This is a genomic window from Novosphingobium sp. PP1Y, from assembly GCF_000253255.1.
Taxonomy (GTDB): Bacteria; Pseudomonadota; Alphaproteobacteria; order Sphingomonadales; family Sphingomonadaceae; genus Novosphingobium.
This window is the reverse complement of sequence record NC_015580.1, coordinates 341,759-362,633: the sequence shown is the minus strand read 5'-3', so window position 1 is coordinate 362,633 and position 20,875 is coordinate 341,759. Positions and strand designations below refer to the sequence as shown.

Genomic DNA, 20,875 nt, shown 5'->3' with positions numbered 1-20,875 from the left:
ATGGCCTTCAAACATGGAATCACCGTTACCGAGATCAGCACCGGCGCCCGCACGCTGGCTGCCGTCTCCACCGCCATCATCGGCCTTGTCGCCACGGCGTCGGATGCCGATGCGGCAGTCTTTCCCCTCGATATGCCGGTGCTTGTCACTGACGTGGAAGCCGCAATCGGCGATGCCGGTACGGACGGCACGCTTGCCGCCTCGCTCCGCGCCATCGCCGACCAGTCACGCCCGATCGTCGTCGTGGTCCGCGTGGCCGAAGGCGCGGACGAAGCCGAAACCGCCAGCAACGTGATCGGCACCACGACGGCAGAGGGCATGAAGACCGGCATGCAGGCGCTGCTTGCCGCGCAGGGCCAGTTGGGCGTGAAGCCCAAGATCCTCGGTACGCCGGGGCTTGAAGCGCAGGCCGTCACCGCCGCGCTTGCCGTGGTGGCGAAGAAGCTGCGCGGTTTCGCCTATGCCCGCGCCGTGGGCGATACCGTGGCCGACGCCGTCCTTTACCGCGCGAACTTCAGCGAGCGTGAACTCATGCTGCTGATGCCGGACTTCCTCGCCTGGGACACCGCCACCAGCGCCAACGTCACCAGCTTTGCCGCTGCCCGCGCCATGGGCCTGCGCGCGAGGATCGACGAACTCTACGGCCCGCAAAAGACGCTTTCGAACGTGGCGGTTTCCGGCGTCGTCGGCCTGACCAAGGACATCCACTGGGATATCGAGGACATGGCCAGCGATGCAGGCGTGCTGAATGCATCGGAGGTGACCGCACTGGTCCGTTCCGACAGCGGCTTTCGCTTCTGGGGCAACCGCACCTGTTCGGACGATCCGCTGTTCCAGTTCGAAAGCACCACCCGCGTGGCGCAGCTGCTGGCCGATACCGTGGCGCGCGGCATGGACTGGGCGATGGACAAGCCGCTCACCCCGGCGCTCGCCCGGGACATCATCGAGACGGTCAACGGCTTCTTCCTCGAACTCAAGGCCGCCGGCGTCATCCTCGGCGCCAATGCCTGGTTCGATGAGGCGAACAACTCCACCGCCAGCCTGCAGGCCGGAAAGCTGCGCATCGATTACGATTACACCGTGCCGCCGCCGCTCGAAGACCTCGGCTTCAACCAGCGCATCACCGACAGTTACTTCGCGGACTTCGCGAGCCAGCTGACGCAAGCCGCCTAACCGGCGCGCCGCCCTTCCTCCCCCGTTTGCATAGGAGCCCACCATGGGACTGCCCCGCACGCTCAAGAACCTGATGCTGTTCAACGAAGGCCAGAGCTACGTCTGCGACGTCAAGACCGTCACCTTGCCCACGCTCACCCGCAAGATGGAAGAATACCGCGGGGGCGGCATGTCTGCCCCGGTAAAGCTCGACATGGGGATGGAGGCGATGGAGCTGAAATCCGTCTTCGCCGGGCCAGAGCGCGACATGCTGCGCCAGTGGGGCCTCACGAAGGTGAACGGGGTCTATATGCGCTTTGCCGGGTTCTACCAGCAGGACGATACGGCAGAGACCGACACGATCGAAGTGATCGTGCGCGGCCGGCATTCGGAAATCGAAATGGGCGATCAGGAAGTGGGCACGCCCGCCGATTTCACCGTCACCTCGGCCCTCGCCTACTACAAGCTCATCTGGAACGGCCGCACCGAGATCGAGATCGATCCGCTCAACATGGTCGAAATCGTCGACGGCAGCGATCGACTGGCAGAGCAGCGCAGCGCCCTCGGCCTGTTCTGACCGTCCGGCCCGGCGCATCCCGCCGGGCCGCCTTCCTTTCTCCCCCATATCCGGAAGCCAACATGACCGAAGCCATTGCAGAAATCCGCACCGTTGCCCTCGACGCGCCCATCCAGCGCGGCGAGCAGACCATCGAATCGATCCAGATCCGCAAACCCAAGTCGGGCGAACTGCGCGGCCTTGCCCTGGTCGAACTGGGGCAGCTGAAGGTCGATGCCCTGACCAAACTTCTCCCGCGCGTAACCATGCCCATGCTCACGCCCGCCGAAGTCTCCAACATGGACCCGGCGGACCTGCTGGCCTGCGGCGCGGAGATCGGAAGTTTTTTGCTGCAGAGGGCGCAGCGCACGGATGCCCTCGATCGGTAGACGATGCGATGGCGGACGTCGCGGTCATCTTCCACTGGCCGCCCGCCGCGATGGACGGAATGGACCTGTCCGAACTCATGGGCTGGCGTGACCGGGCGGCCCGCCGTTCCCAACAACCGGAGGCACCGGGGAAGCGCTGATGGCTGACAGAAACCTTCGCCTGCAGATCATTCTTGAAGGGCTGGACCGGGTGACCGCCCCGCTCAAGTCCATCACCGGCGCGTCATCGGCCGCGCGCCGGGATCTGGCTGAAACGCACAAGCAGCTGAAGGGGCTCGATGCCCTGCAGCAGCAGGTCGGCCGCTACAAGGCCACCGAAACCCGCTACGCCAACGATGCGCGGCAGTACAAAGAACTGCAGGCGAAGCTGGCCGCCTTGGGCCAGCAGCTTGAGGAGACCGAGGAACCCACGAAGAAGCTGCGAAACGAGTTCGAGAAAGTCGAACGGCAAACCGCACAAGTGGCGCGCAAGCTGGAAAGCGGCGGCGCCGAACTGCAGCAGCTGTCCTCGAAACTGTCGGACGCCGGCATCGACGTTGCAGACCTTGCCCGGCATGAGGACCGCCTTGCCGAACGGACGCAGGATGCAACCGAAGCCTTGCGCCGCCAGACTGCCCAGCTGGAGAAAGTCGATCGGGCTCGGCGCAATTCCGAGAAGCTGAGCGACATCGGTTCCAGGGCCACCGGCATGGGCGTGGGCATGATCGCGGCCGGCACCGCAGCGGGCGCGCCGATTGCCATGGCCACGAAGCAGGCGATGACGCTGGAAAGCGCCATGGCCGATGTGCGCAAGGTAGTCGATTTTCCCACGCCCAGGGCATTCGCCCGGATGTCCGATGACATTCTGGAAATGAGCACCCGCATTCCGATGTCGGCCGAAGGCATCGCCCAGATCGTCGCCGCCGCCGGGCGCGCCAATGTCCCGCGTCAGGAACTGCTCCGGTTCGCCGAAGATGCCGCGAAAATGGGCGTGGCTTTTGACAGCACTGCCGAGGAAGCGGGCAGCACGATGGCAAAATGGCGCACCGCCTTCGAACTGCCGCAGCAGGGCGTCGTGGCCTTGGCAGACCAGATCAACGCGCTGACCAACAGCTATGGCGGCAACGTCGGCGCTGTCACCGATATGGTCACCCGCATTGGCCCGCTCGGCAAGGTGGGCGGCCTTGCCGCGTCGCAGATCGCAGCAATGAGCCAGGTGCTCTCCAGCGTTGGCGTGGAATCGGAAGTGGGCGCCACCGGCATCAAGAACATGATGCTGGCGCTGACCAAGGGCGAGGCAGCCACCAGATCGCAGAGCAAGGCGTTTCAGGCGCTCGGCCTCGATGCCGTTCAGGTCGCAAAGGACATGCAGCGCGATGCCGGCGGCACGATCATCGACGTGATGAAGCGCCTGCAGCAGCTACCCAAGGAAGCACAGGCAGGCGCGCTCACCCAGCTGTTCGGATCGGAAAGCGTCTCGGCCATCGCGCCCATGCTCACCAGCCTCGATCAGCTGCAGAAGAACTTCGCGCTGGTGGGGGACAAGAGCCAGTACGCGGGCTCGATGAACAGGGAATACCTCAACGCCGTCGCCACAACCGCAGGCTCAACTCAGCTCGCGGGCAATGCGATCGACGCTCTCAGCACCAAGATGGGAGATCAAATGCTCCCGACGGTTTCAGAGGTGTCGGAGAAGGTGAAGGAAACCGCAAACGGCATGCGGGATTGGGCGGAGGAGAATCCCAATCTGGCCAAGGGCATCATGATCTTTATGGCCGTTGGTTCGGGCCTGCTCATTTTGCTCGGCGGCCTCGCACTGGCATTCGCTGCGCTGACTTTCGCTGCCGCTCCCCTTGGAATCGCTCTCGGTCCGCTATTGCTGATCGTTGCGGCTGTGGCTGCCGTCGCTGCCGCAGCCTACCTGATTTACAGCAATTGGGGCGCGATCTCTGCCTGGTTCAGCGATCTTTGGGCAACCATCAAATCGGCCGCCGGCACTGCGATCGATTGGCTCGTCGATGCCTTCATGAACTTCTCGCCAATCGGCTTGCTCATGAAGGCGTTCGACGCTGTCCTCACCTACCTGCAAGGTCTCGATTTGAAGGAGATCGGGCGAAATCTCATACAGGGCTTGGTCAACGGCATCACCGGAATGCTCGGCACGTTGAAAACTACGGTCATGAATGCCGCCGGATCGGTTGCCAGGTGGTTCAAGGAAAAATTGGGCATCCATTCGCCCTCGCGCGTCTTTGCCGGGCTGGGTGGCTTTGTCATGGCCGGGCTCGATCAGGGCCTTGCGGACAACAGCGCAGGACCATTGCGGCGCATTTCCGCCCTGTCGGACGCCATGGCGGCAGGCATAACGGCCAATCCGATTGCGCCCCTTGTCAGAAGCGCACAGCCGGAAGGCGGCGGCATTCTTTCCCGCATTGCCGATAGTTCAGGCCGGATGGCCGGCGCGCTCGTAGCCGGGGCCGCCGCGCCCGCTGTAGCGATGGCCTCGCCTGCAACCGCGCCCGCCGATACGCGCGCGGCGCCATCCGTTCCCGGCGCAACCTACAACATCACCGTCCATGCCGGGGCCGCGCCCGCGCAGGACATCGCCGAGGAAGTCCGCAAGGCGATCGAGCAGATTGAGCGCGAGCGGCGCGGGCGCGGCTTCGGCGACGAATAGGGAAGGCTCCGCGATGCACCTGATGGCCCTTGGCATGTTCCTGTTTCAGATCCCGACGCTCGCTTACGACGATCTGCAGCGCAAGACGGACTGGCGCTTCGCCCGCTCGGCCCGCGTGGGCGCGCGCGATGCCGTCCAGTTCATCGGCCCGGGTGATGAGAAGGTCAGCATGTCGGGCGCGGTCTATGCCGAAATCGCCGATGGCCGCGTCTCGATCGACCAGCTGCGCGAAATGGCCGATGCGGGAGAGGCCCTGCCTCTGGTCGACGGCAGCGGCACCGTCTTCGGCAATTTCGTGATCGAAGCGATCGATGAACGCCACGTCGCCATGATGGCCGATGGCCGCCCGCTGCGGATCGATTTCGGCATTGATCTGCTGCGCGTCGATGATCCGGCGCCCACCAACAACGCGGAAACGGCGGCATGACTCAGGCGATCACCAATATCCCGGACTGGCGCGTAACGCTCGATGGCAAGGACCTGACAGAGCGCATGCGCCCGCGCCTGGTCTCGCTCACCATTTCCGAAAAGCGCGGGGACGAGGCCGATCAGCTGGACATCGTGCTGGACGATACGGACGGCGGGCTGGCGATCCCAAAGGAAGGCGCGCTGCTGACCGTAGCACTGGGCTGGAAGCAGGGCCGCGATGTCACGCCCGGCCTGATCGACAAGGGCAGCTACAAGGTTGACGATGTCACCCATAGCGGCCCGCCCGATCAGATCCGGATTCGGGCCCGCGCAGCGGACTTTACCAGCCAGATCCGCAACCGCCGCGAACAGAGCTGGAAGAACACCACGCTGGGCGCAGTGCTTCAGGATATCGCCGGCAGGAACGGCCTGACACTGAAAGTGGCCGCCGATATGGCTGCAACCGCACTATCCTCGATCAGCCAGAGCCGCGAAAGCGATGTGGCTTTCCTGCGCCGCTTGGGGCGAGAATACGATGCGGTGGCCACCATCAAGGACCGGCACCTGATCTTCGCACGCAAGGGCGCGGGAACGACCGCCAGCGGCAAGGCGCTGCCCACGCTCACCCTGACCCGCCGCAGCGGAGACGGCCACAACTGGCAGCGGCAAAAGCGGGATGGGCAGGAAGGGGTGACCGCCAGCTGGCATGACCGGAAGGACGCGAAACGAAAGACCATTACCGTGGGCAAGGCGGACGGCGCGAAGAAGCTGCGCAAGGTCTATCCGGACGAAGCCTCAGCCAAGCGCGCGGCCATAGCCGAGCGGGACAGGCTCAAGCGCGCGCCCGCCACGCTGGACCTGAAACTGGCGCTGGGCAGGCCGGATGCCTACCCGGAATGCCGGGTTACCGCGTCAGGCTTCAAGGATGAGATCGACGCGACGACCTGGCTGATTTCCGAGGTCACCCACCGTCTCGATAATGGCGGGGGCTATGCGTCCGATCTGAAATTGGAAACAGCACCCCGATTCTCGGCCTGAAAATTTGGAAATCTCGCTCATCGAAGCTGCATGGCGAAAGCTCGAACAAGGCGTCTCATCGATGGTGCAATCATGCTGGCCGGACAATCTGACGCCTGGAACAAGCCTCTTCGCTTTGTTCTTGGTCGATTTTTGTAATTCGACAGATATTTGCGTTAAATAATATTATATGTGATTTTTACTTGCATAAATTATATTATATAAATGCTTGCGCACTGGCTGTTCGCTCACTATTTAAGAGTCAGCTACCAGTCTCTATAGGCGGTCACCGGCTTTATAATCAGAAAGCCATTTCCCTCAGCTTAGGCTCTTAGTCGTATCGCACCTATACTGGTTCGGTGCACTCTTTTCATATGGATATATTATGTCACATTTTGGCAAGATCAAGAGCTACGACCCCAGCAAGGGCGCTGGTATGATCACCCCTGAGAAGGGCGGCGACGCGCTTCCATTCAAGAAGTCGGACCTTCAGCAGCAGGCTCAGGAGCCCAAGGTTGACCAGCGCTACGGCTACGAAACCAGCGAAATCAGCGGCGGCAACAAGCGTGCTGTAAACCTCCAGCAGCAGCAGGGCGACGGTCATAACCAGAAGGACCAGGCGCGCAATCAGCAAGGCTGACGCCCCGGCGAGGGCTGAAGGCACACAACCTTGGCCCTCGTCATCTCTTCGCCATGAGAACCTCGCAATTGGGCTGACGCCGCGTTCGGGGGCATCTGAAGCAAGGCACCTCTGAAGGTGTACCAGTTAAAACTGGTCTGCTCGGTACTTTCCCCGATCCGTTCTAACGCTCACGAAAGAATGCAGGAGTGCCTGCAATCAGGCGACCCGAAGGTGGGCAAAGCGTTTTCGTAATGCCAACCTCAACTTAATGGCCTCCGATCCCATATAGGGCGGAGGTCCTTTTTGTGAGTGCGTACCTCGGCGGCGTCCAAAGCAGTCTTTAGCCGCGGAAGATGACGTTGGGGGGAATCGATTACAGCTGTGTGTCAGCGACAAGCTGGAGTTCAGGAACCGTCGCGGGAAGGAGCATGCGTGTTCGGCAAAGACAAAGGCCTGCAATACGGAGTCATTCCGTTCTGAGCAGGTCTGCGGTGTTTATGTCGGAAGCGGCTTCGAGAGGTATGATATAGCCATGTTAATATTGGATATTAATATTGACTGGCGTTTTTCTCATAATACTTATTGCTATTATATAATTAGTAGCCATATACATAATTAGATATAATTCTTAATTGACGAAGAGATCGCAGGTTTATTCAACACCTCTCCCTTCTTCTCCGCCTGACAGCCCCCGCTCAAGTGGTAGCTAACGATTTCGTGCTCGGAATTGAAGGAACATGGTATGACTTATTCCGGCAAGATCGCGACATACGATAGCGCAAGGGGCCAGGGCACGATCACTCCCGACAAGGTCGGGAAGCTCCCGGCGAGAGCTTCCCGGACTTTTGGATAACGGCCAAACTTGCATTGCCAAGGAAAGGTGCCTTGCCATGGACCTGAATTTCCTTCTTCACATCCATCAGATCCACGTGATCAAGGCGAATGCGACCAGCGACGAAAAGAGTCGGCAGATCCACTTGGATAAAGCGGCTCTGCATGCGGAAGAAATCGGATCGTTGCGGGTCCCGCCGCTTCAGGCGGTCACCTTGTTGTCCTCGGTGTCCGCGGACACACTCTCCTATGGAACATACGCATGGGATAGGCCGGTAAAGCCAACATTCTCGCTGGATTCCTGGGAGAATGAGGGCGGGGCAGTGCGCCAACCCGATGTTCCGGACGCACTTGAAACCAAGTTGACCCTGACCCCGCAATATTTCGTGGGATCGGCGGTCTTCTCCGATCTCGCGCAGGCAGTAGCAGAACATGCGCGGCAAAAGAGCGATAAGCTGCAGGGCGACAATTAATCGCCCTGTTGGTTTGTCGTGAGAGTGTCGCCCGACAAAAGAACCTGAAGCGATCGGCATGCGTCGGCGACTTTCCGACATGCTTGCCCGACCTGAGCGCGCAAAACGAATTCGTCGCACGGCAAGCCCGCCGTCGGCTCTTTGAACAGCGCAATCGATCTTAAGAAATCGGTGAGCCTGACTCCCGTCATGGCGCATCGCCCATTTTGGCCATTTCAAGGACAACTCCAATGAAAAGACATACCCTCACAACCATGACGGCAGGCATCATCCTGTGCCTGAGCGGATGCGCAGCCACACAGACATCTGAGATGAATACAGGGGAAAGGATCTCGCAGCGTGGCGGGCAGATCAGCCATTATGGCGAATCGTGGTCAGCGGGACAAAAGGATGCAAAGCTGGGCCAGCGCATGGTCGACAAGAGCAACAGAAGCTCGGACAGCGCGCGAAAGCAACTTGCCGATGCCCGCGCGGACGTCCTCAAAGCCGAGGCCCGGATACAGGCTGCTTCGGATGCCAAGATCGAAGGCGAACAACTGATCCTGGACGGGACTATGAAGATGAATCAGGCGGAAGCGGACTATGCTCGCGTCAGAGCGGGGCCATCGGCAAAGAGTGGCAATCCCAAATTCTGATTTCATACGCTGAGTGCTTAATGGCTTCCCGCCTTTTCGTCCGAGCCTGGAACTGACCCAAGAATTCCGAGGCCGACAATGACGCCTACCGCGATGAGGCAACCTTTGCCCAAGCCCTTACCTTTCCCCTTTGCGGGGGTGCCTTCGCTCATTCAATTCCCCCTGTGCGAAATTTCCGAGCGGTCGCTATATGCGGCCTAAAGCGCTCTCCACATTGATTTTTCTTCTTGGCGCTGGATGCCGCTGCCGTGTGTTCGATGTGACAAGGTTTTAATCGAAAGCAGGTGTCTCAAGGTTGTTTTGCCGGGGAAACCAAAATCATTTCACTTGCCCCTTTCCTACATGTTCCGCTTCAGGCAGGTGGGAACAAACAAGGAACAAAAGGAAGTGAGCAGTGGGTCGCGATGTTATCCGTCTGACGCCTGGGTGCGAGTTTGGTTGCTCGCAGTGCAGTGTCAGGTGCGCGACCGTTGTTCGGCTTCGGGATGAGCTTTGGCGGGAACTTGAGGATCTGCTTCGCCAGCAATCGATACAGCCGCGACTGGATCGAGCAGAACAGGTCCGATCGCTGCGAGCCCAGATGGAAGCCGTCGAGCGAGAATTTCAGCGACTTCGTCCTTTGTCGCCCCATCCGGGACCATTACCAGCAGACTGCGGAACATATCGCGCAGTGCAGCTTCACTAGGCAGGATGACCGGTAAAGTGACGCACAGCTGTCTTGGCTTGTGCGCTTCGATTTCGCGGGCTTCCGGTTCGGCTTCGTCCTCACTGAGGCCCGCAAGCTTCATGACCTCTGCAGGATCGACTCCATGATTGGCGAGCACGGAAGCGATCATTCTCGTGAGATCGAGCGGAAGTGACGGCTTCTTGTATCTCGTCGATTCATAGTTTGAGTAGGTGCCAAGCGGCATATCGAGAGCTGCCGCCATGGCGCGTACCGTAAGTCGCGGTACTGCCTTCTGCCTTAAATCGCGGAGCCGATTTGCTACTTTTTCCATGCGCGCACCGTGCGGAAATTTCGGACAAAATCAGCCCTCATTTTGAGATTGCCTTTTGTCCTAAAATATCGCACAAGATCGACATGGTCTCGTCGAACAACATTTTTGACACCTTCGGAGGTATCAGGTCGATGGCTCGAGCAATCGGTGAGCCTTCCTCGACGGTGTTCTCTTGGAAGCGGGGAGGACGCATTCCAGCCCATAAGCAGCCCATTGTGCTCGAGGTCGGTCAGGCGCTCGGATTGCCTGTCACCGCAGAGCATGTCGTTTTCCCCCTTGGCCGCCCGGATCTCTCCGCTCCAGCTCTTGTAGCTTCCGAACGGCTCGCTGTCGTTTGCGATCGGCAGGCTGGATTGCAACGAAAGGGACGGGGTCGATGACCAAGATCCGCGATCCCCTCACGTTTTCGCTCGCCATCAAGATCGTCGCCGAAGGCATTGGCTGGAATCTCGTTGCCGACGCCACCCATCGCGCTGAACGCACCGTCCGCCTTTGGTCTGAGAGCGACAAGAATGGCACGCCCACGCTTGATCAGGCCATCGCGCTCGACCGCGCGTTTCTGGCTGCCGGCGGCGGCTATGCTCCCATTCTGGAAAGCTACGTCCGCCAGCTGGACGTGTCGCTGTTGGAACTGATCGCCTGCCGCGCTGCCCTGGCCGATGACGTCGCCAACGTCTCGCGTGAGATCGGTGAGGCTATCAGCTTTTGCATTATGGCCGCGCAGCCCGGCGCGTCGCCCGCCGTGATCCAGCGCGCCATCGTAGAGACCGAGGAGGCTGACGCGCTGCTGCCGCGCCTGCTCGGTCGGCTGAAATCGTTCATGCCCGGCAATGGGGCCGCGCGCGAAACCATGGGGAATCATCGGTAATGTCAGGTCGCCCTGCGCAACTTCCACACGTCACCTGCCCGGCCTGCGGTGGCAAGGCCTTCGCCCGCTCCGTGGGCAAGAACACGCCGCTTTACCGGGAGATCTACTATCATTGCCGCAACCCCGATGCCTGCGGGCATCAGTTCGTGGTCGGCATGGAACCGATCCGCACCACCCGGCCAAGTCGCTTCCCCCGGCCCATCGCCGTCTTGCCCCAAAGCCAGTGGCACTCCGCAGCGAATGACCGCGCCGCCAATGACGATGGGCCGCCCACCGAACCCCACGCCGGATCGATGCACAGCCGATAGCCTGATCGCCACCTGATCCACTGACAGATCAAAGCCCGCAACCCGGCGCCCCCATCGCCGGGAACGCCCCCGCTTTGCCTTTTTTCCAAGCCCACAACGGGAGATTGTCCATGCAGAATGCTAAGCAAACCGCAGGCCCCAACGCACCTGTGCCGCCGGTGCGACAGTCGTTTTCCTTCACCTGCACCTGCTGCGAACAGACCGAGCATCGGCCCACGCCCGAAGCGCCTGCCGATTGGTCTATCGAGTACATCGACGAAAACGCCTACATCTTCTGCCCGCCCTGCGCGCTCGATCTGCCCCGGGGCGACCTTCAGTGAGCGCGCCGCAGCACTTCCCGCCGCAGTCCTGCACAGAGGTGGACCTGCTGTGGGATGCCCGCGAGGGCCTCGTCATTCTGGAACACGATCCGGAATGTGCCGCGCTGGCCGCAAAGCTGGCCGCGCAATCGGCGGCTCTTCGCTTCCTCTTTCCCCTCTTCCTGATCGGCGCGGCGGTGTTCGGCGCAGGCTGCGCGGTCGCCCAAGCCATGAAGTGGATCGCCCTGTGATTGCTGCCCGAGACGAACAGATGACCATCCCGGTCGAGATCCAAGAATCGCGGCGTCCCGTAGACGATCGCCTGCGCCTTCTGGTTGAGCGCGTTGAGCGTCTCGAGGAAGAAAAGAAGGGCATCAGCGAGGATATCCGCGACGTCTACAACGAAGCGAAAGCCGTCGGCTACGATGTGAAGATGATGCGCCAGATCGTGCGCCTGCGGAAGATGAAGCCGGACGATCGCCGCGAAATGGACATGATCCTCGATACCTACCGCGCCGCGCTGGGGATCGATTGACCATGCGCCGCCGCTCGAAGACTTCGCTCCACCCACTGGGATGCAAATGCAGGGCATGTGCTCCCAGAAGCGGCAGCATCCCAATCGCCGGTCAAGCGATCAAGGCGATCACGCGCGCCCTGTTCCTGATCGCGGCCGTTCTGGCGATCCCATTCATCGTCGCGCTTGCCCTGTCGAATGCCAGGGGAGAGCGCCAGTGAGCGCCATGATGCTCGAACTGGCTTCGGACTGGACCGGCCAGTTGAACGAAGAACGCCTCGTCCTCTGCGCCGAGGCCCTGTTCATACACCAGCTGATCGGCGCGCCCGCCCACCAGCACATCATCACCAACATCCGCAACCGCGCCGAAGCCCAGAGGGAAATCCGTGCGCGCCGCAGGGAGAAGGAATTGGAAAATGTCTGTCAGCCGCCCGTCCAAATACAGGGGGCGTGACCGAAACTCGCCAGAGGCGGCAACATTCGCACCGATCACCACGATCGGGTTGCGCCCACCCCTCTAATTTCCCCAGCCAGCTCATCCAGAACAAGAAGGCTTCAGGCCCATGCAATTGACCTCATCCAAATCCACCCACCACCTTGGAGGCGCACATGTCTGAAGCAGCTCCGGCGCGCTCCAATCGCTTTCTCAAGATCACGGACGTCGTTGCCGAAACCTCGCTATCGCGGGCCACGATCTATCGCCTGATCGCCAAAGGCGATTTCCCCTCCCCGATTCGCGTCAGCCCCCAGCGCGTCGCATGGTCAGAGCGCTCGGTGCAGGGCTGGAAAGACCAACAGGCAAACAATCTTCTGAATTAGCACACAGGGGCAACAACTGGGGCATCCAGTCAAATTACCCCTCTACAAATCCAATTATTTCATAGGTTTAACGATGCAATCCAATTCCTCGCGGGGCATCCACTTTCCTGAACATTTTGGCTAGTTCCCTGTGTTTTCGCTGGGGTCGGTCGCTAACCTTTTACGATGGTTAGCCATTACCTTCGTCATTGCGGCGTCGGCGCGGGCGGCTCGGACTGAGTCGGCGGCGTATCGGAGGTATTCTCGTTCGGTCTTGTGACCGGTGATCGCCATACCCTCTTCGTTGGAACAACCGGCCTCTCGGCAGCGGCGGCGACGGATTTTCTGAGGCCGTGGGGAGAGCAGTGCGGGAGGCCTGCATCGACGCTGACCGACGCGACTTGTTAATCCTTGGCAATCTGCCCCAGCAATTCTGGCAGCATGGGGGCATCGCCAACCCGGCTGCCGGTAACTTCGATGGCCCGGATCTCCAGTGTCCGGGCGTCGACGTCCAGGTGGAACTTGCGCCACTGGCGGCGCTTGGAAAGACCATGTTTGCGCGCACCACTCACCATCACCCACGGCCTTGATGCCAGTGCTGTCTATCAGCAGGTGCAACGCCCCAGAACCAGGCTGGCAGGGAATTTCCACGAGCAGGGCCTTCTGCCTGCGGCTCAGTGTGCTGAAGTCGGGCACCGGCCAATCGAGCCCGGCCATTTCCAGCAGGCTCGCGACCATGCCGGTGGTTTGGCGCAAAGACAGCTTGAACAACGCCTTCAGCGTCAGGCAGGTCTGGATCGCGGCATCCGAGAAGACGGGCTGGCGCCCGCGCTTACCGGTGGGCGCCGACAACCACTGCATCCCGGGATCAAACCGGATCTGAAGCGAGCCTCGCTGTGCCAGCGCTGCGTTGCAGGTTTTCCAGTTCGTCGTGAGGTAGCGTGCGCAGGGCGGCTCGCTCATCGCCGCCCCTTAACAACCTGGATTCACTATCGGAATCCCTCGGTCACTTATGCAACAAAGCCCAACCAGACTACGGCATGTAACAGCGGCGGAAGCGCTCACTCCGGAGAGCGATGCGTCCAAACATTTGCAGAACCGAGGCAATCTAAGCCGATCCAGTACCACTGGCGACGCTAGAGCGAGGCTCAATAGTGGAGCTGTGGTAGACCCCGTTTCGAAAGAAACGGCAGTCTCATCACCCCTAATCGACCAAATCTCTAATTTTCATAGAGGAACTGGAGCGGGCGAAGGGATTCGAACCCTCGACCCCAACCTTGGCAAAATATTTCGGCCACTTTTCCTAAACTTTCCCAAGTACGATTATCTACGCTAAATCAGATATTTATGATGTTCCACTTTACGATTGTCTCCGCCCATAATACCCTCGAAACGCTTAAATCTGGAGACAAAATGGAGACAAAGCACCCCTCTGAAATCTTTGTCTCCAAATGGAGGGTCAAACATGCCGACAGCGAAGTTGAACAAGCGCAATGTGGATGCATTCGCGCCGCCTAAAGATAAACAGGCCGTCCTGTGGGACAGCGAGATTCGGGGTTTCGGCTTGCGGGCGCTTCCGTCGGGGCTCAAGACCTTCATTGTTCAGTACCGCAACATCGAAGGGATCAAGCGGCGCATCAATCTTGGCCGTTATGGCGTCATAACGACGGAGCAGGCTCGGGATCTGGCGAAGATCAAGCTTGGCGAAGTTGCTGGTGGTCAGGATCCAGCAGAGGCAATTCACCAGGCCCGCAGTGGCATGACCGTCGCCGAGATCTGCGACTGGTATCTCGTTGAAGCCCGCGCCGGCAACATTCTTGGCCGCAAGAACCGTCCAATCAAGGCCTCCTCGCTCGCGATGGACGAGAGCAGGATCAACACGCACATAAAACCGATTCTAGGCCATCGCATGGCGAAAAGGCTGACAATTGCGGATGTCGAGCAGATGCAGGCTGATGTCCGAGACGGTAAAACCGCCAAGGCTAGGGGTAACGGCCGTGGTGGGCGGCCCGCTGGCGGACCTGGCGTCGCGTCGCGGTGCCTCGGGTCGCTGCAAGCCATTTTGGGTCATGCCAAGCACAAGGGGCTGATTGCGGAGCACCCAACCAGAGGAGCCAAGAAACTCGCAATCAACAAGAAAACGAGACGGCTCAGCACTGCCGAACTCGTCGCGTTCGGTAAAGCCATCGCCTATGCCGAACGTAATGGCGAAAATCCGACAGCACTTGCGGTGGTACGGACACTTGCGCTGACAGGATACAGACGGGAAGAGGCGCAGTCGATGAAGCGCGCCTGGGTGCATGCGGAGGGCGGGTTTGTCTCCTTCCCGGATACCAAAACCGATGCTCAGATCCGCTCGATCGGCCCAGAAGCACTGAAGGTCGTTCTCGCTCAACCCGAGATTGTTGGTAACCCCTACGTGTTCCCGTCAGTGACGGGCGCTGGCGCATACCAGGCTGCACCAGCCTGTTTCCGGAGAGTTTGCCAGTGGGCGGGAATTGAGGGCGCAACACTTCATACCCTTCGCCACACTTTCGGCAGCATCGCGGGCGAGCTCGGATTCACAGAACTGACGATACGGGCCATGCTTGGGCATGCTTCGCAGAACGTCACCCAGGATTACATCCATATTGATGAGGCGCTGAAGCTGGCGGTTCGCAAGACGTCGGACGAAATCGCCCGACTGCTGGCTGAGGGCGCTGAAGCATTGCGGCCGGTCAGATCGCATGCCGCTGTTGAAAATTAACCTTAAAGGTGTATTGCGAATGGGAAGACCCTGATCGATGTCGTGCTGACGTTGTTCGAGAAGGATTGAAGGTGACGCAGCCACGGATTCATCCCGAGACCGGCCAGGTCCTCCGCCGCGACGCTCGTTTGCAGACGGTCAGCGTTGGGTCGATGTCGCGCGAAGTCGAGGTGCCAGGCTGGTATCCCGAGGACGATAGTGATTCCATCCATTCAGGGGCGGAGCTGCAGGCACTGGATCAGGCCCATCTCGAACTGCGAACGGCTTACGCGGCGCGCGTCAAGGCTGTTCGCAAGAAGCTCGGCCTCACCCAGGAAGAGGCAGGCCGGATTATCGGTGGCGGACGGCGCGCATTCCAGAAGTATGAAAGCGGGGCCACACCGCCCAGCGAAGCAGCAGTAGGCTTGATCGAGATTCTGGACCGCCATCCGGAGGAATTGGAAACCCTCCGCAACCTGCGCAGCCTCGCCCCGCGGGAGGGTGTTGGCGGCCGCCTCACGCCGACCGGCAAGAGACAGACACCGGCGAAGGGCGTTCGAAGTGCTGCGGCATGAGTCCAGCCCAGGCGCTCGGATGGCCCCGGGACAACAATCGCGCTTCAATTTTCAGGAAGCGTAACGTATCGCTGTTCGCGTCACAGGTTTGCGACGCGAGGGGATGGAAAGTAGAATAGATGTCAAACGCCAAGCAAATACTGGCGATGTTACGCAGTCGCGCGGAAGGTGACGACGCGCAGTTCTATTCTATTGCCTTGCAAGTTGCCGCATCGGAAGCCCGTCAAGGGCACCGTGACACTGCGAATGAACTTCGTTCCGCAGTCGATGCCGCGCGCGGCGCGGGCGGGGTCAAGGCGTCTATTCCCGTATCTTTTGCTGCCCCGCGCGGCGATCTCGAAGGACTGCTAGACTATCGCGATCCTGTGGTTGATCTTCAGGACGTTGTTCTGAGCGCGTCGGTGTCCGAGCGGCTCAATGGGATGCTCTTGCAGCAGCGCAAACGCGATTGGCTGCGCGAACATGGCAAGGTTCCGTCAAGAAGCCTGCTGTTCGTCGGCCCCCCGGGATCCGGCAAGACCATGACGGCAGAGGCGATCGCAGGTGAGCTGAAGCTTCCGCTCTTTATCATTCGACTCGAAACACTGATCACCCGTTATATGGGTGAGACCGCAGCAAAACTGCGTCTGGTTTTCGATGAGACCCGGCGTCGGCGCGGGGTCTATTTGTTCGATGAATTCGACGCTGTCGGCGGTCATCGCACCGCGACCAACGACGTCGCTGAAATGCGTCGCGTCCTCAACAGCTTCCTCCAGTTCATGGAAGAGAAGACCTCGACGGACAGCCCGATCATCGCAGCCACCAATCATCCGGAGCTGCTGGACCGGGCGCTCCTCCGCAGGTTCGACGACGTGCTCGAATTTGAGATGCCGACCGCAGCGCAGATTCGCGCGGTGATCAAGGCCAACCTCAAACCCCTCAAGTTCCAGCGCGCAGGGTGGGCCGCGATCGAGGAGGCGGCGCGCGGGCTTAGCCAAGCCGAAGTCGCCCGCGCTGCGGATGAAGTCGTCAAGACCGCGATCCTCGAGCAGAGGAAGCAGACGACCACCCAGGAGGTCGTCGCCAAGCTCACTGAGCGCCAGGCCATGCGAACAGCGTTTGCGGCGAAGCTCTGAGTCCTGTGAGCGAACACAACCGACCGCACATCGATATCACTCCGCTTGCCCAGCGACGTACCTTCAAGTCGCCAGGCAGTAACGCACGGCAGCGCGCGCTAAACAGAGTGCGTGCGGATCACGGTCTCCGCCTCATCGCGGAAATTGGCAATGCCTTTGCGGAAGCTGAGGCCGGACAGCGTGGCCTGCCCGAACAGCCAGTGGACCTTGAGCCTGCTGGTGGCGTTTTCATTGAGGTTGAACTCAATCGCGGCACAGCCGCCACCAACCTTGAACGGCAAAGGGAAGGCACACGGCAAGCGGCCGAAATCGTCGACGAGAACGGCGTGCGCCGCATTGCCCTGTTTGTCCCGGATGACATGCGCGATGCCTTTTCCCAAGTCTTTGAGGACTACACAAACGGGGAACTGAGCGAAAAGGGTTCGCCGCCCAAGAAGACCCGGGTCGAACCGATCGAGCACATTCGCGCGGCACGCCTGCAAAGTTTCTGGCGCGACGCTCCCGAGGCATTGCCGGAAGACCCCCAAGCGCAGATGTGGTGGGCGCTCTGGTGCTTTAACGATCGCATCGACAGAGTTCTGGGCAGCGCCGCGGTTTTGGGGCTGCATGTCGGCAACCCCGACACCTTTCTGCGTTTTCCGGAGACGACGGTGATCCCGGCATACGGACGGCGCGCATCAATCGAGATGTTGCTGTTCGCAACCGCAGGCATTTCGGAGCTGCGTCGCGCGAGCGACAGCCCGCTGGTGTTTACCCGGGACCTGAAGGACGACGTTCCTGCATTTATCGATGATCTCGCAGAGCGTGTAACCTGGCCCGGCAATGACGCGCCGGCGGTCTGCCTGCTCGACACAGGGGTCAATCGGGCGCATCCCCTGATAGAACCCGCTTTGTCGCCAGAAGATCTGATGGCGATCGACACGGCCTGGGGCGGGGACGATCACGAACACGGCGCTGGCCATGGGACCGGCATGGCGGGTCTTGCCTTGCATGGGGATCTTGTCGGTCCACTCGCGAGCGATCAGCCAATCGAGCTCACCCACCGTCTGGAATCTGTCAAGATTCTGCCCCCTCCCGGTGTGCCGGACAATGATCCCCATTCCTATGGACCGATCACCCAAAGCGCCATTCTGCTCGCGGAGATCAACAACCCGGATCGTGACCGTGTTTTCTGCATGGCGGTCACCAACGAGGGGCGCAGCGGATCAGACGCGACGGCGTGGAGCGCGGCCATCGACCAGGCGGCGGCCGGAGCGGAATCGGACGATGCTGAAAATCCGTCGCCTCGGCGGCTGATACTGCTCTCTGCTGGCAATATTCCTGACAATTCCATTGCCGCCGAAATCGCGGATGCTGACGCTTTCCCGGCAGAAGACCCGTCCCAAGCGTGGAACGCCCTCGCGATCGGCGGATATACGGACAAGACCGGGATCGGCGAGCCAGGCTACGACGGTTGGACCACGATGGCACCGGTTGGTGCCGCCAGTCCTTACAGCCGGACATCCTTCCTCTGGGACACCAGCCAATCTCCGTTCAAGCCCGAACTCGTCTTCGAAGCAGGGAACAGGGCGCTCAGCCCGTGCGGTGCAGAAGCGGTAGCGGGACTCGATTCCCTGTCCCTCCTTACTGCCTCTCGCCTCGTCGCCCAGAAGCCGCTGGACGCATTCTGGGCGACAAGTGCCGCAACCGCTCAGGCGGCCCGAATGGCAGCTCAGCTGACTGCGGCCTACCCGCAGTACTGGCCGGAAACGATCCGTGCGCTGATGGTGCATAGTGCCCGTTGGACCGGGCACATGGATCAACTCGTCGCGCAGTGCGCGACAAAGCGAGAAAAGGCCGACTGCCTCAGGCGGTTCGGTTACGGTATCCCCGATCTGGGGCGTGCGATGGCGTCGGCCATCGATGATCTCGCCCTGGTCGCACAAAACACGATACGTCCGTTCCGCATGGAAGGCAGCAGCGTGCGATTCAACGAGTCGCATATCTATCAGCTCCCCTGGCCCCAGGATGTACTTGAGGCGCTCGACAACACTCGGGTGAGATTAAAAGTCGCCCTCTCCTATTTCGTGGAACCCAACCCCAGCTTTGCCACCAATCTGGACCCGGCACGCTACCAGTCCTTTGGCCTACGTTTCGATCTCAAGCGCTCACGTGAGACGATTGGGAACTTCAATCGCCGCAACAATGCCGAAGGATACGACAAAGACGCTCCGCGCGCGGTCAATGAAACGAACGACGGCTGGCTATTTGGCGAAAAGCAGATCTCGTCGGGTTCGCTGCATGTCGATATCTGGGAGGGGCCAGCCGTCGAACTTGCCGCCCGCAATGCTCTATATGTCCACCCGATTTCAGGGTGGTGGCGAGAGCGCAAATCACTCGGAAGATATGACCAAGAGGCGCGCTACGCGCTTGTGATCAGCCTTGAGACCCCGGGCGTTGAAGTCGACCTTCACACACCAATTTCCGCATTGGTCCCCGTGCTGGTCGAGGTCCCCATCGAGATCTGAATAGCGAGCAAGGCCAATGCCGAAGCCTTCGATCCGGGCCATTCAACGCCTCTACGCCATGTCGGGCAATCGCTGTGCCTTTTCGGGCTGTACTGCGCCTATCATCGAAGACAGCCCAGGAATGGCCGGCATCAACATGGGCGAAATCTGCCATATTCGCGCCAGCAAAGCAGGTGGTGAACGCTATGATCCCGACCAAACCGATGTGGAGCGGCACGGCTACGAGAACCTCATCCTGCTATGTCGTCGTCATCACAAGCTGATCGACTCAGACACGATTGAATTCTCCGTGGCCAAGCTCCTCGCGATGAAGCAGGAGCACGAGCAGTTGGCTGGCCGTCCAGAGAGGACAGCGGACAGGTTTTCAGCAAAGCGCCTTCTTGATGCGATGGACCGCATCACAATCCCCGACAACAAGGGCACCGTGGTCATTGTCGGCGCTGGCTCCAATGTCAGCATCCGTCAGCCGCGATCCCGTGTCACGATGGCACCTCTTGCGGGGACCATCGGTGCTGATCGCGATATGGTGCGGTACACGAAGTATCTCGCGAAGCAGTATAATCAATTCGCCTCGTGGGCGCCGCATCGTACCGAGAAATTCCGGCCCGCGGTGATCTATGCAAACATCACGAAAGAGTTTGGGTCGAAGCTCGAACTCATCCCGGAGGATCGGTTCGATAGCGTCTGCGCCTTCCTTCAGCAAAGAATTACGCGCACCCGGCTGGGCCGCAAGCAGAACGCAGAGGGACATCGCTGCTACGCGTCATTCGATGAGTTCTTGGACAAAGGTAAACAGCACCAATGAGGTGCAGGCGTGCCTGATGGCCGGCCAACAGCCACGGCGACTAGAGGTCGAGCTCAACGCCGGTGTGCTGCTCGATCTTCTTCTTGATCAGCCCTTTGGCGAGCGCCTTCAGGAGGTCGATGCTGAAACCGCCGGCCTGTTTGGCCCCGGCCTTTGTCTCGCGCCAGATGGCAGGGTCGCGGATTGTGTCAAGGAAGTCGTGGCCGGCCCAAGTGATCTGACCGATCTGCCAGACCGCACCGGACAGCTTCGCCTGAATCGTGATGAGACCCGCCTCGTCAAGTAAAGCCAGGTGGTATTCGATCAGCTCAGCCTGCTCGCGCGGCATTTTGCCTGCACCATCTTCGCCGAGTATCTCGGCAATCTCCGGCGTCAACAAATCGAATGCGCGCCGACCGTCCTCGATCTCCAGCAGCAGGTTGCGGACCAGATCCATGTCTCGTTTCATGGCATAGACCATACTACAGACGCGACGGAAGGACAGCGATCTATCGATGCCTTCCGTGCGCCATTCGTCGTGATCTTACCGGCGTCACTGGCGTTCACGCGCGAACGAGGTGATAGCGTCCATTCTTTCGGGCACCGACAAAGTGCAGAAGATCGCAGGCGCATACGCCCGTCATTTTG

The 20,875-nt window shown here is 60.4% G+C and carries 25 protein-coding genes and 1 pseudogene; 23 read left to right on the top strand and 3 right to left on the bottom strand.

The features are described 5' to 3' along the window. From PP1Y_RS07900 to PP1Y_RS07850, 10 genes are all read left to right on the top strand, one after another. A complete protein-coding gene (locus tag PP1Y_RS07900) occupies window positions 1-1,173 on the top strand; it encodes a phage tail sheath subtilisin-like domain-containing protein (RefSeq protein ID WP_013831762.1) in 1,173 nt (390 codons plus the stop codon). 43 nt (window positions 1,174-1,216) lie between these two features. Next, complete coding sequence (locus tag PP1Y_RS07895; RefSeq protein WP_013831761.1) at window positions 1,217-1,729, top strand: phage major tail tube protein; 513 nt, start codon at window positions 1,217-1,219, stop codon at window positions 1,727-1,729. A 62-nt stretch (window positions 1,730-1,791) separates the two neighbouring features. Next, complete coding sequence (locus PP1Y_RS07890) at window positions 1,792-2,097, top strand: phage tail assembly protein (RefSeq protein WP_013831760.1); 306 nt, start codon at window positions 1,792-1,794, stop codon at window positions 2,095-2,097. 8 nt (window positions 2,098-2,105) lie between these two features. Next, entirely contained in the window at window positions 2,106-2,237 is a 132-nt protein-coding gene (locus tag PP1Y_RS07885; RefSeq protein ID WP_041558677.1) for a GpE family phage tail protein, read from the top strand. Beyond that, entirely contained in the window at window positions 2,237-4,750 is a 2,514-nt protein-coding gene (locus tag PP1Y_RS07880; RefSeq protein ID WP_013831759.1) for a phage tail tape measure protein, read from the top strand. The genes PP1Y_RS07885 and PP1Y_RS07880 overlap by 1 nt, the downstream gene beginning before the upstream one ends. Window positions 4,751-4,763: 13 nt before the next feature. Then, the gene (locus tag PP1Y_RS07875) at window positions 4,764-5,177 is read left to right on the top strand and encodes a phage tail protein (protein WP_041559200.1); all 414 of its coding nucleotides are present in this window, start codon (window positions 4,764-4,766) and stop codon (window positions 5,175-5,177) included. Beyond that, entirely contained in the window at window positions 5,174-6,196 is a 1,023-nt protein-coding gene (locus PP1Y_RS07870) for a contractile injection system protein, VgrG/Pvc8 family (protein WP_013831757.1), read from the top strand. The genes PP1Y_RS07875 and PP1Y_RS07870 overlap by 4 nt, the downstream gene beginning before the upstream one ends. A 364-nt stretch (window positions 6,197-6,560) precedes the next feature. Continuing rightward, complete coding sequence (locus PP1Y_RS07865) at window positions 6,561-6,815, top strand: cold-shock protein (RefSeq protein WP_041558676.1); 255 nt, start codon at window positions 6,561-6,563, stop codon at window positions 6,813-6,815. 872 nt (window positions 6,816-7,687) lie between these two features. After that, the gene (locus PP1Y_RS07860) at window positions 7,688-8,101 is read left to right on the top strand and encodes a hypothetical protein (RefSeq protein WP_041558675.1); all 414 of its coding nucleotides are present in this window, start codon (window positions 7,688-7,690) and stop codon (window positions 8,099-8,101) included. A 230-nt stretch (window positions 8,102-8,331) separates the two neighbouring features. Next, the gene (locus PP1Y_RS07850) at window positions 8,332-8,736 is read left to right on the top strand and encodes a hypothetical protein (RefSeq protein WP_158511839.1); all 405 of its coding nucleotides are present in this window, start codon (window positions 8,332-8,334) and stop codon (window positions 8,734-8,736) included. Between the two features lie 455 nt (window positions 8,737-9,191). On the opposite strand, the gene PP1Y_RS07845 is transcribed toward PP1Y_RS07850, so the two are convergent. Further along, window positions 9,192-9,665, bottom strand: a complete 474-nt coding sequence (locus PP1Y_RS07845; protein WP_051009999.1) for a hypothetical protein — start codon at window positions 9,663-9,665, stop codon at window positions 9,192-9,194. Window positions 9,666-9,817: 152 nt separating this feature from the next. On the opposite strand from PP1Y_RS07845, the gene PP1Y_RS26615 reads away from it, so the two are divergent. From PP1Y_RS26615 to PP1Y_RS07810, 8 genes are all read left to right on the top strand, one after another. Beyond that, entirely contained in the window at window positions 9,818-10,114 is a 297-nt protein-coding gene (locus PP1Y_RS26615; protein WP_369799497.1) for a carph-isopro domain-containing protein, read from the top strand. Continuing rightward, window positions 10,111-10,602, top strand: a complete 492-nt coding sequence (locus tag PP1Y_RS07840; RefSeq protein WP_051009998.1) for a hypothetical protein — start codon at window positions 10,111-10,113, stop codon at window positions 10,600-10,602. Before PP1Y_RS26615 ends, PP1Y_RS07840 begins: the two co-directional genes overlap by 4 nt. Then, complete coding sequence (locus PP1Y_RS07835) at window positions 10,602-10,910, top strand: ogr/Delta-like zinc finger family protein (protein ID WP_041558672.1); 309 nt, start codon at window positions 10,602-10,604, stop codon at window positions 10,908-10,910. The genes PP1Y_RS07840 and PP1Y_RS07835 overlap by 1 nt, the downstream gene beginning before the upstream one ends. A 110-nt stretch (window positions 10,911-11,020) precedes the next feature. After that, window positions 11,021-11,230, top strand: coding sequence for a hypothetical protein (locus tag PP1Y_RS25730; RefSeq protein WP_148274920.1), 210 nt, complete (start codon window positions 11,021-11,023; stop codon window positions 11,228-11,230). Further along, window positions 11,227-11,460, top strand: a complete 234-nt coding sequence (locus PP1Y_RS07830; protein ID WP_148274919.1) for a hypothetical protein — start codon at window positions 11,227-11,229, stop codon at window positions 11,458-11,460. The genes PP1Y_RS25730 and PP1Y_RS07830 overlap by 4 nt, the downstream gene beginning before the upstream one ends. A 20-nt stretch (window positions 11,461-11,480) precedes the next feature. Beyond that, the gene (locus PP1Y_RS07825) at window positions 11,481-11,744 is read left to right on the top strand and encodes a DUF2312 domain-containing protein (RefSeq protein WP_013831749.1); all 264 of its coding nucleotides are present in this window, start codon (window positions 11,481-11,483) and stop codon (window positions 11,742-11,744) included. Window positions 11,745-11,940: 196 nt separating this feature from the next. Further along, complete coding sequence (locus PP1Y_RS07815) at window positions 11,941-12,177, top strand: hypothetical protein (protein WP_148274918.1); 237 nt, start codon at window positions 11,941-11,943, stop codon at window positions 12,175-12,177. A 155-nt stretch (window positions 12,178-12,332) separates the two neighbouring features. After that, window positions 12,333-12,542 carry an AlpA family transcriptional regulator gene (locus tag PP1Y_RS07810; protein WP_013831747.1) on the top strand — a complete coding sequence of 70 codons (210 nt, stop codon included), beginning with the start codon at window positions 12,333-12,335 and terminating at the stop codon, window positions 12,540-12,542. 386 nt (window positions 12,543-12,928) lie between these two features. Here the strand turns inward: PP1Y_RS07810 and PP1Y_RS25310 are convergent. After that, window positions 12,929-13,484: pseudogene (locus tag PP1Y_RS25310) on the bottom strand (IS5 family transposase); the annotation flags it as partial. A gap of 502 nt (window positions 13,485-13,986) precedes the next feature. Between PP1Y_RS25310 and PP1Y_RS07800 the strand changes: the two are divergent. The 5 genes from PP1Y_RS07800 (at window position 13,987) to PP1Y_RS07780 (ending at window position 20,248) form a co-directional block, all read left to right on the top strand. After that, window positions 13,987-15,267 carry a site-specific integrase gene (locus PP1Y_RS07800; RefSeq protein ID WP_013831745.1) on the top strand — a complete coding sequence of 427 codons (1,281 nt, stop codon included), beginning with the start codon at window positions 13,987-13,989 and terminating at the stop codon, window positions 15,265-15,267. 71 nt (window positions 15,268-15,338) lie between these two features. Then, window positions 15,339-15,821: a type II TA system antitoxin MqsA family protein gene (locus PP1Y_RS07795; protein ID WP_013831744.1), complete on the top strand. Its 483-nt coding sequence runs from the start codon at window positions 15,339-15,341 to the stop codon at window positions 15,819-15,821. Between the two features lie 119 nt (window positions 15,822-15,940). After that, window positions 15,941-16,936 carry an AAA family ATPase gene (locus tag PP1Y_RS07790; protein WP_013831743.1) on the top strand — a complete coding sequence of 332 codons (996 nt, stop codon included), beginning with the start codon at window positions 15,941-15,943 and terminating at the stop codon, window positions 16,934-16,936. A 5-nt stretch (window positions 16,937-16,941) separates the two neighbouring features. Continuing rightward, complete coding sequence (locus PP1Y_RS07785; RefSeq protein ID WP_013831742.1) at window positions 16,942-19,443, top strand: S8 family peptidase; 2,502 nt, start codon at window positions 16,942-16,944, stop codon at window positions 19,441-19,443. A 16-nt stretch (window positions 19,444-19,459) separates the two neighbouring features. Continuing rightward, entirely contained in the window at window positions 19,460-20,248 is a 789-nt protein-coding gene (locus PP1Y_RS07780) for an HNH endonuclease signature motif containing protein (RefSeq protein WP_013831741.1), read from the top strand. A gap of 40 nt (window positions 20,249-20,288) precedes the next feature. Here PP1Y_RS07780 and PP1Y_RS07775 read toward each other — a convergent pair whose 3' ends face one another. Beyond that, window positions 20,289-20,684, bottom strand: coding sequence for a DUF2513 domain-containing protein (locus PP1Y_RS07775; RefSeq protein WP_232512581.1), 396 nt, complete (start codon window positions 20,682-20,684; stop codon window positions 20,289-20,291). Between the last annotated feature and the right edge of the window lie 191 nt (window positions 20,685-20,875).

Coding starts and splice junctions, on each gene's coding strand:
- PP1Y_RS07835 (WP_041558672.1), top strand. CDS start 10,602: ATGTCAGGTCGCCCTGCGCAACTTCCACACGTCACCTGCCCGGCCTGC.
- PP1Y_RS07900 (WP_013831762.1), top strand. CDS start 1: ATGGCCTTCAAACATGGAATCACCGTTACCGAGATCAGCACCGGCGCC.
- PP1Y_RS07860 (WP_041558675.1), top strand. CDS start 7,688: ATGGACCTGAATTTCCTTCTTCACATCCATCAGATCCACGTGATCAAG.
- PP1Y_RS07780 (WP_013831741.1), top strand. CDS start 19,460: ATGCCGAAGCCTTCGATCCGGGCCATTCAACGCCTCTACGCCATGTCG.
- PP1Y_RS07800 (WP_013831745.1), top strand. CDS start 13,987: ATGCCGACAGCGAAGTTGAACAAGCGCAATGTGGATGCATTCGCGCCG.
- PP1Y_RS07880 (WP_013831759.1), top strand. CDS start 2,237: ATGGCTGACAGAAACCTTCGCCTGCAGATCATTCTTGAAGGGCTGGAC.
- PP1Y_RS25730 (WP_148274920.1), top strand. CDS start 11,021: ATGCAGAATGCTAAGCAAACCGCAGGCCCCAACGCACCTGTGCCGCCG.
- PP1Y_RS07825 (WP_013831749.1), top strand. CDS start 11,481: ATGACCATCCCGGTCGAGATCCAAGAATCGCGGCGTCCCGTAGACGAT.
- PP1Y_RS26615 (WP_369799497.1), top strand. CDS start 9,818: ATGGTCTCGTCGAACAACATTTTTGACACCTTCGGAGGTATCAGGTCG.
- PP1Y_RS07845 (WP_051009999.1), bottom strand. CDS start 9,665: ATGGCGGCAGCTCTCGATATGCCGCTTGGCACCTACTCAAACTATGAA.
- PP1Y_RS07890 (WP_013831760.1), top strand. CDS start 1,792: ATGACCGAAGCCATTGCAGAAATCCGCACCGTTGCCCTCGACGCGCCC.
- PP1Y_RS07790 (WP_013831743.1), top strand. CDS start 15,941: ATGTCAAACGCCAAGCAAATACTGGCGATGTTACGCAGTCGCGCGGAA.
- PP1Y_RS07850 (WP_158511839.1), top strand. CDS start 8,332: ATGAAAAGACATACCCTCACAACCATGACGGCAGGCATCATCCTGTGC.
- PP1Y_RS07840 (WP_051009998.1), top strand. CDS start 10,111: ATGACCAAGATCCGCGATCCCCTCACGTTTTCGCTCGCCATCAAGATC.
- PP1Y_RS07875 (WP_041559200.1), top strand. CDS start 4,764: ATGCACCTGATGGCCCTTGGCATGTTCCTGTTTCAGATCCCGACGCTC.
- PP1Y_RS07810 (WP_013831747.1), top strand. CDS start 12,333: ATGTCTGAAGCAGCTCCGGCGCGCTCCAATCGCTTTCTCAAGATCACG.
- PP1Y_RS07895 (WP_013831761.1), top strand. CDS start 1,217: ATGGGACTGCCCCGCACGCTCAAGAACCTGATGCTGTTCAACGAAGGC.
- PP1Y_RS07865 (WP_041558676.1), top strand. CDS start 6,561: ATGTCACATTTTGGCAAGATCAAGAGCTACGACCCCAGCAAGGGCGCT.
- PP1Y_RS07870 (WP_013831757.1), top strand. CDS start 5,174: ATGACTCAGGCGATCACCAATATCCCGGACTGGCGCGTAACGCTCGAT.
- PP1Y_RS07775 (WP_232512581.1), bottom strand. CDS start 20,684: ATGGATCTGGTCCGCAACCTGCTGCTGGAGATCGAGGACGGTCGGCGC.
- PP1Y_RS07885 (WP_041558677.1), top strand. CDS start 2,106: ATGGCGGACGTCGCGGTCATCTTCCACTGGCCGCCCGCCGCGATGGAC.